This is a genomic window from Streptomyces sp. NBC_00154 (assembly GCF_026342835.1).
Taxonomy (GTDB): Bacteria; Actinomycetota; Actinomycetes; order Streptomycetales; family Streptomycetaceae; genus Streptomyces.
Window position 1 is genome coordinate 4479427 of record NZ_JAPEMI010000001.1, and the last position, 15115, is coordinate 4494541.

13 protein-coding genes and 2 tRNA genes are annotated in these 15115 nt (G+C 67.6%); 13 read left to right on the top strand and 2 right to left on the bottom strand.

Features of this window, described 5'->3' with window-relative positions; genetic code table 11:
* The first annotated feature begins 1 nt into the window (after position 1).
* A complete protein-coding gene (locus OHA03_RS20075; RefSeq protein ID WP_267005194.1) occupies positions 2-202 on the top strand; it encodes an excisionase family DNA-binding protein in 201 nt (66 codons plus the stop codon).
* Positions 202-1341 carry a site-specific integrase gene (locus OHA03_RS20080; RefSeq protein ID WP_267005195.1) on the top strand — a complete coding sequence of 380 codons (1140 nt, stop codon included), beginning with the start codon at positions 202-204 and terminating at the stop codon, positions 1339-1341. Before OHA03_RS20075 ends, OHA03_RS20080 begins: the two co-directional genes overlap by 1 nt.
* Positions 1342-1412: 71 nt before the next feature.
* Here the strand turns inward: OHA03_RS20080 and OHA03_RS20085 are convergent.
* A tRNA-Gly gene (locus OHA03_RS20085) sits at positions 1413-1486 on the bottom strand.
* A 160-nt stretch (positions 1487-1646) separates the two neighbouring features.
* Between OHA03_RS20085 and OHA03_RS20090 the strand changes: the two genes are divergently transcribed.
* From OHA03_RS20090 to clpX, 5 genes are all read left to right on the top strand, one after another.
* A tRNA-Pro gene (locus tag OHA03_RS20090) sits at positions 1647-1723 on the top strand.
* Between the two features lie 150 nt (positions 1724-1873).
* Positions 1874-3262, top strand: coding sequence for a trigger factor (gene tig, locus OHA03_RS20095; protein WP_267005196.1), 1389 nt, complete (start codon positions 1874-1876; stop codon positions 3260-3262).
* A gap of 264 nt (positions 3263-3526) precedes the next feature.
* Positions 3527-4132, top strand: coding sequence for an ATP-dependent Clp protease proteolytic subunit (locus OHA03_RS20100; RefSeq protein ID WP_267008104.1), 606 nt, complete (start codon positions 3527-3529; stop codon positions 4130-4132).
* 47 nt (positions 4133-4179) lie between these two features.
* Positions 4180-4863, top strand: coding sequence for an ATP-dependent Clp protease proteolytic subunit (locus OHA03_RS20105; protein WP_030921266.1), 684 nt, complete (start codon positions 4180-4182; stop codon positions 4861-4863).
* A 157-nt stretch (positions 4864-5020) separates the two neighbouring features.
* Positions 5021-6319, top strand: coding sequence for an ATP-dependent Clp protease ATP-binding subunit ClpX (gene clpX, locus OHA03_RS20110; RefSeq protein WP_030970081.1), 1299 nt, complete (start codon positions 5021-5023; stop codon positions 6317-6319).
* A 76-nt stretch (positions 6320-6395) separates the two neighbouring features.
* Here the strand turns inward: clpX and OHA03_RS20115 are convergent, their stop codons facing one another.
* Complete coding sequence (locus OHA03_RS20115) at positions 6396-7379, bottom strand: hypothetical protein (protein ID WP_267005197.1); 984 nt, start codon at positions 7377-7379, stop codon at positions 6396-6398.
* Between the two features lie 138 nt (positions 7380-7517).
* On the opposite strand from OHA03_RS20115, the gene OHA03_RS20120 reads away from it, so the two are divergent.
* The 6 genes from OHA03_RS20120 to mreC all read left to right on the top strand — a co-directional run bounded on the left by OHA03_RS20120 (position 7518) and on the right by mreC (position 15106).
* Positions 7518-10139 carry a valine--tRNA ligase gene (locus OHA03_RS20120; protein WP_267005198.1) on the top strand — a complete coding sequence of 874 codons (2622 nt, stop codon included), beginning with the start codon at positions 7518-7520 and terminating at the stop codon, positions 10137-10139.
* Between the two features lie 130 nt (positions 10140-10269).
* Positions 10270-11793 carry a folylpolyglutamate synthase/dihydrofolate synthase family protein gene (locus tag OHA03_RS20125; protein WP_267005199.1) on the top strand — a complete coding sequence of 508 codons (1524 nt, stop codon included), beginning with the start codon at positions 10270-10272 and terminating at the stop codon, positions 11791-11793.
* Positions 11794-11797: 4 nt separating this feature from the next.
* A complete protein-coding gene (locus tag OHA03_RS20130; RefSeq protein ID WP_267005200.1) occupies positions 11798-12139 on the top strand; it encodes a DUF4233 domain-containing protein in 342 nt (113 codons plus the stop codon).
* Positions 12140-12251: 112 nt separating this feature from the next.
* Positions 12252-12665 (top strand): nucleoside-diphosphate kinase, encoded by a 414-nt coding sequence (ndk, locus tag OHA03_RS20135; protein WP_267005201.1) that lies wholly within the window; start codon positions 12252-12254, stop codon positions 12663-12665.
* Between the two features lie 292 nt (positions 12666-12957).
* Positions 12958-13977 (top strand): rod shape-determining protein, encoded by a 1020-nt coding sequence (locus OHA03_RS20140; RefSeq protein WP_267005202.1) that lies wholly within the window; start codon positions 12958-12960, stop codon positions 13975-13977.
* A gap of 109 nt (positions 13978-14086) precedes the next feature.
* A complete protein-coding gene (gene mreC / locus OHA03_RS20145; RefSeq protein ID WP_267005203.1) occupies positions 14087-15106 on the top strand; it encodes a rod shape-determining protein MreC in 1020 nt (339 codons plus the stop codon).
* Positions 15107-15115 lie beyond the last annotated feature (9 nt).

The following is a 15115-nucleotide window of genomic DNA, read 5'->3' on the forward strand; positions in this document are numbered from 1 at the left end:
CATGGAACGGCTGCTCACTGTTGGCCAGGTCGCCGAACTCCTCGGCACCACCGTCCGGTTCCCCCGGCGGCTCATCGAGGAGCACCGGATCGAGTACGTCAAGATAGGCCGACACGTCCGCATCTCCGAACGCGCAGTCTCTGCCTTCATCGAGGCCAACACCGTTGTGCCTTCGGCGCGTCGGCTGAGGAGTGTGGCCTGATGGCGGGCAAGAAGCGGTCGTTCGGCCGTGTTCGCAAGCTGCCTTCAGGGCGCTACCAGGCTCGCTATCAGGGACTGGATGGCATCGATCGCCCAGCACCGCACACCTTCCGCACGAAGCGTGAAGCGGACGACTGGCTGGCCGAACGCCAAGCTGAGTTGCGTGCGGGGGATTGGACCGACCCTGATGCCGCTTTGGTCGCCTTCGGCTCGTACGCCTCGACCTGGATCACAGAGCGGGGCATCAGTGCGTCGACCACTGACCTGTATCGGTCGCTCCTCCGGAACCACCTCGCGCCGACTTTCGACTGCGTCGCCCTCGCCGACATCACTCCCGCCATGGTCCGAGCCTGGCGTGTCGCTCGACTGGACGCGGGTGCCGGCGCTTCCTCGGTGGCCAAGTCGTACGCACTCTTGCGGGCCGTGCTCATGACCGCTGTGGAAGACCGACTCATCCGACGCAATCCCTGCCGCGTCAAGAGGGCGAGCGTTGCCCCTACCCCTGAGCGGCCCACAGCGACTGTTCAGGAGGTCTATGACCTTGCGGGGGCGATCCAGCCCCGCTACCGCGCCCTCGTCCTCCTGGCGGCCTTCACAGGGCTTCGCTGGGGCGAGCTGATCGGGCTGTCCCGCCGTGACATCGACCTCAACTCGGGAACCCTGCGGGTGCGCCGGAATGTGGCTGAACTTCACAGCGGCAAGCAGCTGGTGAAGGAGCCCAAGAGCACGGCAGGCAAGCGCACGGTCGCGATCCCAGCCGTGATCGTCAGCGATCTGGCCACGCATCTCGCCGTGTTCGCCGAGCCGGGGCCGGACGGTCGGGTCTTCATCGGGGCCAAGAAGGCGACCCCTCGCCGGAACCATTTCGGCAAGCTGTGGCGCAAGGCGTGCGATCAGGTGGGGATCAAGGGCCTGCATTTTCATGATCTTCGCCATACCGGAAACACCCTCGCCGCCGCGACCGGTGCCAGCACTCGTGAGTTGATGACCAGGATGGGCCACAGCACCGCGCGTGCCGCGTTGATCTACCAGCACGCCACGGCTGAACGGGAACGGCTGATCGGTCAGGCAGTGAGTGCGGTCGTCGAGCAGGCTCGGAAGCAAGATCCCAACCCGAACGGGCACGCAGCGGGCACATAGGTCGGAACGAAGATCGGAAATGCATCAGGGCCAGGCTGGAGGATGAACCTCTGACCTGGCCCTGAGTGGCATGGAGCGGGCGACGGGAATCGAACCCGCGTAGCTAGTTTGGAAGACTAGGGCTCTACCATTGAGCTACGCCCGCAGGCGCCGCAGGTCCTCGGGACCGCGGCACGAGGAGCATCCTAGCGGGTCGCGGACGTTGTCCGCACACCTCATTGCGGCACCGGGTGCCGCAATCCACGCCGCCCCCGTAAAGCGGTCTGTGTACTGCCGGTCTGCATGTACCCTTCGTGTCGCACCGACGGGGTGTGGCGCAGCTTGGTAGCGCGTCCGCTTTGGGAGCGGAAGGTCGTCGGTTCGAATCCGGCCACCCCGACCACATGCAAGATCGCATTGTGGGAGTCATCCCCCTTGCCGTTACTATGCAAATTGCGTGCCCGTGTGTCTGATGTACCGGGCTCGATCCGCGGAGCCGCTGTCCGGTGGCCGAGCAGAACCCCAAGAAGTCAGCCACCAAGGAGACCGAACCGTGAAGAGCGCCGTGGAGACCCTGAACCCGACTCGGGTTCGGCTCAGCATCGAGGTGCCCTTCGAGGAGCTCAAGGACAGCCTCGACGCGGCGTACAAGAAGATCAACCAGCAGGTCACGGTGAAGGGCTTCCGTAAGGGCAAGATCCCCAACCGCGTCATCGACCAGCGGTTCGGCCGTGGTGCTGTGCTGGAGGAGGCCGTCAACGACGCCCTCCCGAAGTTCTACACCGAGGCTGTCAACGAGGGTGAGCTCAACGTTCTGGGCCAGCCCGAGGTCGACATCACCGAGCTGAAGGACGGCGAGCTGCTGGCCTTCACCGCCGAGGTCGACGTGCGTCCCGCGATCGAGATCCCGGACTACTCCGGCATCGAGGTCACCGTGGACGCCCTCGAGGTCAGCGACGAGGACGTCGAGAAGGCCGTGGAGCAGCTCCGTGGCCGCTTCGCCTCCACCAACCCGGTCGAGCGCGCCGCCGCAGAGGGCGACGTCGTCACGATCGACCTGCAGGCCAAGGTCGACGGCGAGGTCCTGGAGGACGGCGTGGCCGAGGGTGTCTCGTACACCATCGGTTCCGGCGAGCTCCTCGACGGCATCGACGCGGCCGTCACCGGCCTGGAGGCGGGTGGCGAGGCCACCTTCACCTCCGAGCTGAAGGGGGGCTCGGCCGAGGGCAAGGAGGCCGAGGTCACCGTCAAGGTCACCGCCGTCGCCGCCCGTGAGCTCCCCGAGCTGGACGACGAGTTCGCCCAGATGGCGAGCGAGTTCGACACCCTCGACGAGCTGAAGGCGGACAGCCGCAAGCGCCTCGAGAACACCAAGCAGTACGACCAGGCCACCCAGGCCCAGGAGCGCGTCCTCGACGAGCTGCTGAAGCTGGCCGAGGTCCCGATCCCCGAGAAGCTGCTCGCGGACGAGGTCCAGACCCGCAAGCACAACCTCGAGCACCACCAGCTCGGCCAGATGGGTCTGACCCTCGAGAAGTACCTGGAGATCCAGGGCAAGACGCTCGAGGAGTTCGAGGCCGAGACCTCCGAGCAGGCGATCAAGGGCATCAAGACCCAGTTCATCCTGGACGAGCTCGTCAACAAGGAGAAGCTGAACGTCAACCAGGAGGAGCTCACCGAGCACCTCATGCGGCGCGCTGCTTCCTCCGGCATGAGCCCCGACCAGTTCGCCCAGGCCGTCGTCGAGGGCGGCCAGGTGCCGATGCTCGTCGGCGAGGTCGCCCGCGGCAAGGCGCTCGCCGTGGTCGTCGAGGCCGCCAAGGTCGTCGACACCAACGGTGAGCTCGTCGAGCTCGAGGACGACGAGGAAGAGGCCATCGAGACGGTCGAGGCCGCCGAGGGTCACACCGAGGCCGCCGCCGAGGAGAAGACCGAGGCCTGAGCCTCGCGCTGAACCCGTACGACGGGCTCCGGACGCTCAGCGTCCGGAGCCCGTCGTCGTATCGGTGGCCGACCCCCACAACCCTTGTGCGCACTGCTCAGCTTGCGCTCCCAGCGAACAGTTGCGGAAGCGGGATGGCGTTGTCCTACCTGCGCGTTAGGGTCCATGAATAGGAAGGGTGGGGGAGTCCCCGCCCGCCCGGTACGAAGACGCTGAGACGGCCGGAGCCGTCAGAGACGAGCAGGTGGATACGTGACGAATCTGATGCCTTACGCCGCCGGAGAGCCGTCCCTCGGTGGTGGCCTCGGCGACCAGGTCTACAGCCGACTGCTCGGCGAGCGCATCATCTTCCTCGGTCAGCAGGTCGACGATGACATCGCCAACAAGATCACGGCGCAGCTGCTTCTCCTTGCCGCGGAGCCGGACAAGGACATCTACCTCTACATCAACAGCCCCGGTGGCTCGGTGACGGCCGGCATGGCGGTCTACGACACCATGCAGTACATCCCGAACGACGTGGTCACCATCGGTATGGGCATGGCGGCCTCGATGGGCCAGTTCCTGCTGACCGGCGGCACCGCGGGCAAGCGCTTCGCGCTCCCGAACACCGACATCCTCATGCACCAGGGTTCGGCCGGCATCGGCGGTACCGCGTCGGACATCAAGATCCAGGCGCAGTACCTGCTCCGCACGAAGCAGCGGATGGCGGAGATCACCGCCCGCCACTCCGGCCAGACCGTGGAGACGATCATTCGCGACGGTGACCGCGACCGCTGGTACACCGCGGAGGAGGCCAAGGAGTACGGCCTCATCGACGAGATCATCACGATCGCCTCGGGCGTTCCGGGCGGCGGCGGCACCGGGGCCTGAGCCCTGTCCGCCCAGCCCGCAGCCCCAGCCCCCAGAACGCCACCAGGATGGTGAACACCCACATGAACAACTTCCCCGGCGCCTCCGCGAGCGGTCTCTACACCGGCCCGCAGGTGGACAACCGCTACATCGTGCCTCGCTTCGTGGAGCGCACCTCGCAGGGTGTGCGTGAGTACGACCCGTACGCGAAGCTCTTCGAGGAGCGCGTGATCTTCCTCGGCGTCCAAATCGACGACGCCTCCGCCAACGACGTCATGGCGCAGCTGCTGTGCCTGGAGTCGATGGACCCGGACCGCGACATCTCGATCTACATCAACAGCCCCGGCGGCTCGTTCACCGCGCTCACCGCGATCTACGACACGATGCAGTTCGTGAAGCCGGACATCCAGACGGTCTGCATGGGCCAGGCGGCCTCCGCCGCGGCCGTGCTGCTCGCCGCCGGTACGCCCGGCAAGCGCATGGCACTGCCCAACGCCCGTGTGCTGATCCACCAGCCGTCCTCGCAGACGGGCCGTGAGCAGCTCTCCGACCTGGAGATCGCGGCCAACGAGATCCTGCGGATGCGTACCCAGCTGGAGGAGATGCTGGCCAAGCACTCCACCACGCCGCTGGAGAAGATCCGCGACGACATCGAGCGCGACAAGATCCTGACCGCCGAGGACGCCCTCGCCTACGGTCTCGTCGACCAGATCGTCTCCACCCGCAAGAGCGCGGCCGGAGCGATGGCCTGACGTCGGTCTTTACCCCTTGGCACGGTCGGTTCACACGGTCGTGACCGCGTGAACCGTGCCAAGGGGGGCCCGAACGGGGGGCCAGGCAAGGTACCGTCGGATAGAGGCACCAGGAGCCGCTGCACCAAGCTGCTCCCAGGCGAAGGGGAAGCACCTCGTGGCACGCATCGGTGATGGCGGCGACCTGCTCAAGTGCTCGTTCTGCGGAAAGAGCCAGAAGCAGGTGAAGAAGCTCATTGCGGGACCCGGTGTGTACATCTGCGACGAGTGCATCGATCTCTGCAACGAGATCATCGAGGAGGAGCTCGCGGAGACCTCCGAGGTGCGGTGGGAGGAACTTCCCAAGCCGCGCGAGATCTACGAGTTCCTCGAGGGGTACGTCGTCGGTCAGGAGCCCGCGAAGAAGGCCCTCTCGGTCGCTGTGTACAACCACTACAAGCGGGTCCAGGCGGGCGAGAACGCCGGCGCGCAGGGCCGGGACGACGCCATCGAGCTGGCCAAGTCCAACATCCTGCTGCTGGGCCCCACGGGCTCCGGCAAGACGCTCCTCGCGCAGACGCTGGCCCGCATGCTCAACGTTCCGTTCGCCATCGCCGACGCGACGGCGCTGACGGAGGCCGGCTATGTCGGCGAGGACGTCGAGAACATTCTGCTGAAGCTGATCCAGGCCGCGGACTACGACGTCAAGAAGGCCGAGACCGGGATCATCTACATCGACGAGATCGACAAGGTCGCCCGCAAGAGCGAGAACCCGTCGATCACCCGTGATGTCTCCGGCGAGGGCGTCCAGCAGGCCCTGCTGAAGATCCTGGAGGGCACCACCGCCTCCGTACCGCCGCAGGGCGGCCGGAAGCATCCGCACCAGGAGTTCATCCAGATCGACACGACGAACGTGCTGTTCATCGTGGGCGGTGCCTTCGCCGGCCTGGAGAGGATCATCGAGTCCCGGGCGGGCGCCAAGGGCATCGGCTTCGGCGCGACGATCCGCTCCAAGCGTGAGATCGAGGCGAGCGACCAGTTCCAGGAGGTCATGCCGGAGGACCTGGTGAAGTTCGGGATGATCCCCGAGTTCATCGGCCGCCTCCCCGTGCTGACCTCGGTGCACAACCTGGACCGCGAGGCGCTGCTGCAGATCCTCGTCGAGCCGCGCAACGCACTGGTGAAGCAGTACCAGCGGCTGTTCGAACTCGACGGTGTCGAGCTGGACTTCGACCGCCCGGCGCTGGAGGCCATCGCCGACCAGGCGATCCTGCGCGGCACCGGCGCGCGTGGTCTTCGGGCCATCATGGAGGAAGTCCTGCAGTCCGTGATGTACGAGGTGCCGTCCCGCAAGGACGTCGCCCGCGTCGTCATCACGGCGGACGTGGTCCGCAACAACGTCAACCCGACGCTGGTCCCGCGCGAGCCGCGCACGATCGGCAAGAACGACGGCGGACGGCACGAGAAGTCCGCGTAGCGGCAGCGATACCAACGTGAAGGGGCGCCCGGCCAGGTGACTGGCCGGGCGCCCCTTTTCAGTGCCGCGCGAAGTGTTACTTGACCTCGACGCGGACGTCGTTGCGGAGCTTGGCCGCGTTGTTGGCGGCGCTCTCCACCGACATGCTCTTACCGGTCATCATTGCGGCCATGTCCATGTCGATGACCACGGCGACGGTGCTGTGGTCGCCCCAGATGCAGATGGGCATGGACGTCGGCTTGGCCGATCCGCTCTCGCCCGAGATCTTGGTTTCCTGGCACTTCAGGATGCCGTTCTCGAACCCGGCCGGGGTGTAGGTCTTCGGACTGCCCACCAGTTCGCCGCTGGACTCCTTGTCCTTGGCGGCTTCGGTCTTCATCTTGCCGAACATGGCGTCGACGACAGCGGCGGGATCCTCGATCTCGCCGTACACACCGCTGAACGACAGCAGCTTCTGGGCGGCCGCGTCCCCGGAGGCGTAACTGCCCGCAGCACTCTTGGGGTTGGCCACCCCGTACTGCTCGAACTCCTTGAGGTCGTCGTCCGTCATCTTGTCTTCGGTGCTGGTCGGCGCCTTCTTGTACGTGCCTCCGAGCACCGTCGCCGGCGTCGTCAGCTTGTACGTCTTGCCGTCGTCCGCGACCGACGTGCTGCTGCCCCCGCCCGACGTCAGGAAGTACGCCCCGCCCGCGATGACCGCGAGCGCGACCACGACGACGCCGATGATCAGGCCGGTCTTCTTCTTCGGCGCGGCCGGCGGCATCGGGACCTGGCCGCCGTAGGGGGCCTGGCCGTACGGGGCCTGGGGCTGCTGACCGTACGGGCCCGGCTGCTGGGCCTGCGGGTAGCCGTAGCCCGGCTGGGGCTGCTGAGGAACACCCTGGGGGGCCTGCTGCGGGTACCCGTACCCCGGCTGGCCGCCCTGCGGCGGCTGACCGCCGTACGGGCCCGGCTGCTGGCCGTACGGGCCGGGCTGACCCTGCGGCGGCTGGCTGCCGTACGGTCCGGGCTGGCCCTGCGGCGGCTGGCCCCCGTACGGGCCCGGCTGGTTGTGGCTCATCTGTGCTGTCCCCTCCGGAATGCTTATGCGTTCCGAACATCCTGTCGGAAGCCCCACTGGCATGGGGCGACGGGAGCCACACCGTTACTCAACAAACCGGTTTCAGTGCACGACTGTGACGGCCCTAAACTGTCCCCCGTGACCGAGAACACTCAGCAGACGCCAGCCAGCAACCCCGAACTGCCGACCCAGTACGCACCGGCCGAGGTAGAGGGGAAGCTGTATGAGCGCTGGGTAGAACGTGGTTACTTCGAGGCCGACGCGACAAGCGACAAGCCTCCGTTCACCGTTGTCATCCCGCCGCCGAACGTCACGGGCAGCCTCCACCTGGGGCACGCCTTCGAGCACACGCTGATCGACGCCCTCACCCGCCGCAAGCGGATGCAGGGCTACGAGACGCTGTGGCAGCCCGGCATGGACCACGCCGGTATCGCCACGCAGAACGTTGTCGAGCGTGAGCTCGCCAAGGAGGGCAAGTCCCGCCACGACCTGGGGCGCGAGGCCTTCATCGACCGCGTCTGGCAGTGGAAGGGCGAGTCCGGCGGACAGATCTCCGGGCAGATGAAGCGCCTGGGTGACGGTGTCGCCTGGTCGCGTGAGCGCTTCACCATGGACGAGGGTCTGTCCCAGGCCGTCCAGACCATCTTCAAGAAGCTCTACGACGACGAGCTGATCTACCGGGCCGAGCGCATCATCAACTGGTGCCCGCGCTGTCTCACGGCCATCTCGGACATCGAGGTCGAGTACCAGGACGACGACGGCGAGCTCGTCTCCATCCGGTACGGCGAGGGCGACGACTCCATCGTCGTCGCGACGACGCGTGCCGAGACGATGCTGGGCGACACGGCCGTCGCCGTCCACCCGGAGGACGACCGCTACAGGCACCTGGTCGGCAAGGACATCGAGCTGCCGCTCACCGGCCGCCGTATCCCGGTCGTCGCCGACGAGCACGTCGACCCCGAGTTCGGCACGGGCGCCGTCAAGGTCACGCCCGCGCATGACCCGAACGACTTCGAGATCGGCCAGCGGCACGGTCTGCCGAGCCTCGCCGTCATGGACGAGCACGCGATCATCACGGCGCACGGTCCCTTCCAGGGCCTGGACCGGCTGGAGGCGCGCAGCGCCATCGTCGGCGCTCTGCGCGCCGAGGGCCGGATCGTCGCCGAGAAGCGTCCGTACGTCCACTCCGTCGGCCACTGCTCGCGCTGCAAGACGACGATCGAGCCGCGGCTGTCCATGCAGTGGTGGGTCAAGGTCGGCCCGCTGGCCAAGGCGGCGGGCGACGCGGTCCGCGACGGCCGGGTCAAGATCCACCCGCAGGAGATGGAGAAGCGGTACTTCGACTGGGTCGACAACCTCCATGACTGGTGCATCTCGCGTCAGCTGTGGTGGGGCCACCGCATCCCCGTCTGGTACGGCCCGAACGGGGAGATCGTCTGCGTCGGCCCCGATGAGCAGCCGCCGACCGGCGAGGGCTGGACGCAGGAGACCGATGTCCTCGACACCTGGTTCTCCTCCGGCCTGTGGCCGTTCTCGACGCTCGGCTGGCCGGAGCAGACCGAGAGCCTGGCGAAGTTCTACCCGAACTCCGTCCTGGTCACCGGCTACGACATCCTCTTCTTCTGGGTCGCCCGGATGATGATGTTCGGCCTGTACGCGATGGACGGCACCCCGCCTTTCCACACCATCGCCCTGCACGGCATGGTCCGCGACCAGTTCGGCAAGAAGATGTCCAAGTCCTTCGGCAATGCGGTCAACCCGCTGGACTGGATGGACAAGTACGGCTCCGACGCACTGCGCTTCACCCTGGCGCGCGGCGCCAACCCGGGTGTCGACGTCCCGATCGGCGAGGACTGGGTCCAGGGTTCGCGCAACTTCGCCAACAAGATCTGGAACGCCACGCGCTTCGCGCTGATGAACGGCGCAACGATCGAGGGCGAGCTGCCCGACCCGTCGCAGATGTCCGCGACGGACCGCTGGATCCTGTCGAAGCTCAACAAGACCGTCGCCGAAGTCGACGCGTTCTACGAGGATTTCCAGTTCTCCAAGCTCAGCGACGCGCTCTTCCACTTCGCGTGGGACGAGGTCTTCGACTGGTACGTCGAGCTGTCGAAGACCACGTTCTTCGCCGGCGGCGAGCAGGCCAAGGTCTCCGGCCGGGTCCTCGGTGAGGTCCTCGACGTGATGCTGCGGCTCCTGCACCCGGTCGTCCCGTTCGTCACCGAGACGCTCTGGACCTCCCTGACCGGCCGCGAGTCCGTCGTCGTCGCCGACTGGCCGAAGGACTCCGGCTTCCGTGACGAGGCCGCCGAACAGGAGATCGAGCTCGTCCAGCAGGTCGTCACCGAGGTCCGCCGGTTCCGCTCCGACCAGGGCCTGCAGCCCGGCCAGAAGGTCCCGGCCGAGCTCACCGTGACCGGCACGGCGCTGGCCCCGCACGAGGCGGCCATCCGCCAGCTGCTGCGCCTGCAGCCCGCCGGGGACGGCTTCCACGCCACCGCGTCGCTGCCGGTCGCCGGGGCCACCGTCGCCCTCGACCTGTCCGGCACCATCGACGTGGAGGCCGAGCGCAAGCGCCTGGCGAAGGACCTGGGCGCCGCCGAGAAGGAGAAGGCCCAGGCCAACGCGAAGCTCGGCAACGAGGCGTTCCTGGCCAAGGCCCCGGACAACGTGGTCGACAAGATCCGTACCCGGCTCGCCAAGGCCGACGCGGACATCGCGCGGATCACCGCTCAGCTGGCGAACCTGCCGCAGAGCTGATGACCTGAGTGCGAAGCCCCCGTGCCCCTGACCGACCAGGGGCACGGGGGCTTCGCCGTACGGGCGCCCATTCGTGCCCATTGCCCGGGCGCTGCGCCGGATGTCCGTCCCGGTCCGTAGACTGGGCCCCGTGAGTGAGCCCCGCCCTTCCGACCGGCACGACGCGTCCGAGTCCGACGACACCTTCGCGGAGATCGTCGACGAAGCGACCCAACGCGACCCCGACCTTGCGGTGATCGAGGCCGGCAGCCGCACCCTGCGCACCGCCTCGGGACCGGTCCCGGGCGACGAGGTCCCCGCCCGCCCCGCCGACCCGGAGGTGGACAAGGCGCTGCGCGCGGTGGAGCAGGAGCTCGCCGGCCGCTGGGGTGAGACCAAACTCGAACCCTCGGTGGCGCGCATCGCCGCACTGATGGACGTGCTCGGCGAGCCGCAGCGCGCGTACCCCTCGATCCACATCACCGGCACCAACGGCAAGACGAGCACGGCGCGCATGATCGAGGCGCTGCTCGGCGCCTTCGACCTGCGCACCGGCCGCTACACCTCGCCGCACGTCCAGTCGATCACCGAGCGGATCAGCCTGGACGGCTCGCCGATGGACCCCGAGCGGTTCATCGAGACGTACCGGGACATCAAGCCGTACGTCGAGATGGTCGACGCCCAGCAGCCGTACCGGCTCTCCTTCTTCGAGGTGCTGACCGGCATGGCGTACGCGGCCTTCGCCGACGCACCGGTCGATGTCGCGGTCGTCGAGGTCGGCATGGGCGGCAGCTGGGACGCGACGAACGTGATCGACGGCTCGGTCGCCGTCGTCACCCCCATCTCGCTGGACCACACCGACCGGCTCGGCACCACGCCCGCCGAGATCGCCGGTGAGAAGGCCGGAGTCATCAAGCAGGGCGCCACGGTCATCCTGGCCCAGCAGCCGGTCGACGCCGCCCAGGTGATGCTGAAGAAGGCCGTGGAGGTCGACGCCACGGTCGCCCGCGAAGGCATGGAGTTCGGCATCGTCTCCCGCGAGATCGCGGTCGGCGGACAGCTGCTGACACTGCGTGGCCTCGGTGGCGAGTACGAGGAGATCTTCCTCCCGCTGTACGGCGCCCACCAGGCGCACAACGCGGCGGTGGCGCTCTCCGCGGTCGAGGCGTTCTTCGGTATCGGTGCCGAGCAGTCCGGCTCGCTCGACCAGGAGACGATCCGCCGGGCCTTCGCCTCGGTGCGCTCGCCCGGCCGCCTCGAAGTCGTACGGAGCAGCCCGACCGTGGTCCTGGACGCCGCCCACAACCCGGCGGGTGCCCGCGCCACCGCCGACGGGCTGTCCGAGGCATTCGGCTTCTCCCGGCTGATCGGCGTGGTCGGCGTCAGCGACGACAAGGACGTCCGGGGGCTCCTCGAAGCCTTCGAGCCGATCTTCGCCGAGGTCGTCGTCACACAGAACTCCACCGGCCGCGCGATGAACGCCGACGCACTGGCCGCCATCGCGGTCGAGGTCTTCGGCGGTGACCGTGTCCAGGTCGAACCGCGCCTCGACGACGCGCTGGAGGCGGCGATCACCCTCGCCGAGGAGGAGAACGAGTACGCGGGCGCCGGCGTACTCGTCACAGGTTCCGTGATCACGGTCGGCGAGGCCCGGCTGCTTCTGGGAAGGCACTGACCCTGTGCGTACGCTCTGTGCATCGACGCTGATCGGCGAGTTCTTCGTGATCGGCTTCGCCGGACTCGTCGCCATGAAGTCCGACGACCTGTCGAGCGCCACCGTCTGGACGGTCTGCGGCATCGGCATGCTGCTGTCCGTCGTGCTCTGCGGCGTGATCACCCGCCCCGGCGGCGTGCAGCTCGGTTGGGCGCTGCAGATCGCGCTGGTCGCCGGCGGGTTCTTCATCCCGATGATGTACATCCTCGGTCTGCTCTTCGGCGCCCTCTGGTGGGCCTCGGTGCACTACGGGCGCAAGATCGATGAGGCCAAGGCCCGCTGGGCGGCGCAGGAAGCGACCAGCTAGGACCCCGGCGGCCGGCCGAAGCCGGTCACGGCGGGCAAACCCGGCCGTTGGCCCGTCCGCGTAGCCCTGTAATCTCGCCTCACCGCACCCGCATGCCTTCAAGGAGCCGCACATGACTCAGCGCACCCTCGTCCTTCTCAAGCCCGACGCCGTCCGGCGTGGGCTGATCGGCGAGATCGTCGGCCGGATCGAGCGCAAGGCCGGCTGGCAGGTCACCGCGCTGGAGCTGCGCACGCTGGACCGTGCGACCCTGGAGCAGCACTACGCCGAGCACGTCGGCCGCCCGTTCTACGAGCCGCTCGTCGAGTTCATGCAGTCCGGCCCGGTCGTCGTCCTGGTCGCCGAGGGCGAGCGGATCATCGAGGGCGTCCGCGCCCTGGCCGGCCCGACCGACCCGATCGCCGCCGCGCCCGGATCGATCCGTGGCGACTTCGGGACGATCACCCGCGAGAACCTCATCCACGCCTCGGACTCCGAGGAGTCCGCAGAGCGAGAACTGAAGCTGTTCTTTCCGGGACTTTCCTGACCTCGGATCAGCCGAACAGCGCTGATGACCTGGGGCGACCGAAGTAATTCGGTCGCCCTTCGGCATATGACCGCCGATCGGGGGAACGCATCCCTCCGACGTAGCGTCACCATGAGTGGAACGGCCACCCGTTCCGCCCAAACTGGCGAAGGCCCCTCGCGCGGTGTCCGTGCATACGGCACTACGATGGAATCTTCCACGCCCGCAGCGCTCACTTCGCCTACCAAAAACAAGCCATCATCGCTTTCTTGGGAAGGCCCGACGCATCCTCATGGGGAACAAGGGGAACTCAATGTCGTTCATCGGCCGTGACATGGCTATCGACCTCGGGACTGCCAACACGCTGGTGTACGTCAGGGGGCGCGGCATCGTTCTGAACGAGCCGTCCGTCGTGGCCATCAACACCAACACCGGCGGCATCCTGGCAGTCGGTTCCGAGGCCAAGAAGATGATCGGGCGCACGCCCGGCAACATCGTTGCCGTGCGGCCCCTGAAGGACGGCGTGATCGCCGACTTCGAGATCACGGAGCGGATGCTCCGTTACTTCATCCTGAAGATCCACAAGCGCCGCTACCTGGCCCGCCCGCGTGTCGTCGTCTGCGTTCCCTCCGGCATCACCGGGGTCGAGCGACGCGCCGTCATCGAGGCGTCGACGCAGGCCGGTGCGCGCCAGGTGCACATCATCGAGGAGCCGATGGCCGCCGCCATCGGCTCGGGCCTGCCGGTCCACGAGGCCACCGGCAACATGGTCGTCGACATCGGCGGCGGCACCACCGAGGTCGCGGTCATCTCGCTCGGCGGAATCGTCACTGCCCAGTCGATCCGGGTCGCCGGCGACGAGCTGGACAACGCGATCATCCAGCACATCAAGAAGGAGTACTCGCTCCTCCTCGGTGAGCGGACCGCCGAACAGATCAAGATCACCATTGGCTCGGCGTACGAGATCGACAAGGACGAGCACACCGAGATCCGCGGTCGCGACCTGGTCTCCGGACTGCCCAAGACCGTGGTCATCTCCGCGGCCGAGGTCCGCAAGGCCATCGAGGAGCCGGTCAACGCGATCGTCGACGCCGTGAAGACGACGCTCGACAAGTGCCCCCCGGAGCTCTCCGGTGACGTCATGGACCGCGGCATCGTCCTCACCGGCGGCGGTGCGCTGCTGCGCGGACTGGACGAGCGGCTGCGCCAGGAGACCGGCATGCCGATCCATATCGCCGAGGATCCACTGGACTCGGTGGCGCTCGGATCAGGCAAGTGTGTCGAGGAGTTCGAGGCGCTCCAGCAGGTGCTGGACGCCCAGCCCCGCAGGTAATACCGGGTCGACAACACAGCGGTCCGCCGTACGGGCGCTGCCGCCCCGCACGGCGGATCGTTGATATACAGACACGAACATCCCGACGAGGAAGGCACGGCCGCCGCACGTGAGGGACACACGAGAGAGCCGGCTGCTCCTGGTTCTGCTGATCGCCATCGCATTCGCACTGATTACGGTGGACATCCGTGGCGGCGAGGAGTCACCGGTGGACGGCGCCCGGCAGGCGGCCGCAACGGCCTTCGGGCCGGTCGAGAAAGGCGTCGCGGCAGCCGTCGATCCGGTGGGCAACGCCATAGGGGCGATCCGTGCATCCGGTGCACGACACGACCGGATCGCCGTCCTGGAACAGCAGAACGCCGCGCTGAAGGCGAAGCTCGGCAGCGACGACCGCAACCGCAGCCGGGTCCGCGAACTCGACAAGCTTCTGAAGAAGTCGTCCGCCGGGCAGTACGGCATCAAGGCTGCCGAGGTCATCGCCATAGGAGCGGCCCAGGGCTTCTCCTGGACCGTCACGATCGACGCCGGCTCCGACGACGGCATCAAGCGCGACATGACCGTCATCAACGGCGACGGGCTCGTCGGCCGGGTCACCACCGTCGGCCCGGACACCGCGACGGTGCTCCTCGCCAACGACCCCGACTTCACCGTCGGCACCCGGATGGAGAAGACCGACGAGCTCGGCTTCGCCACCGGCCAGGGCGACCGTCCGCTGTCCGTCCAGTTCCTCAACGGCAAGGCCAAGGTGAAGAAGGGCGACCGGCTGGTCACCTTCGGCTCCAGCAAGGGCAAGCCGTTCGTGCCGGGCGTCCCGGTCGGAGAGGTCGTCCGCGTCGACCCGTCGGGCGGTGACCTCACCCGTACCGTCTACGTCCGCCCGTACGCCGCCTTCAGCAGGCTCGACATCGTCGGCATCGTCGTCCAGGCACCGCGCGAGGACCCCCGCGACATGGTCCTGCCGAAGAAGGCCGAGAAGCCGAAGCCCACCCCGACGGTCACCGTCACGATCTCGCCCAACGGCGACATCGTCGACACCCACGGCAAGGTGGTCGGGAACGTCAACGGGACCCCCAGCGGGAGTCCGAACCCCACCGGATCCACCGGCAACGCGGTCAACGAGCAGAGGTAGAGCTGATCC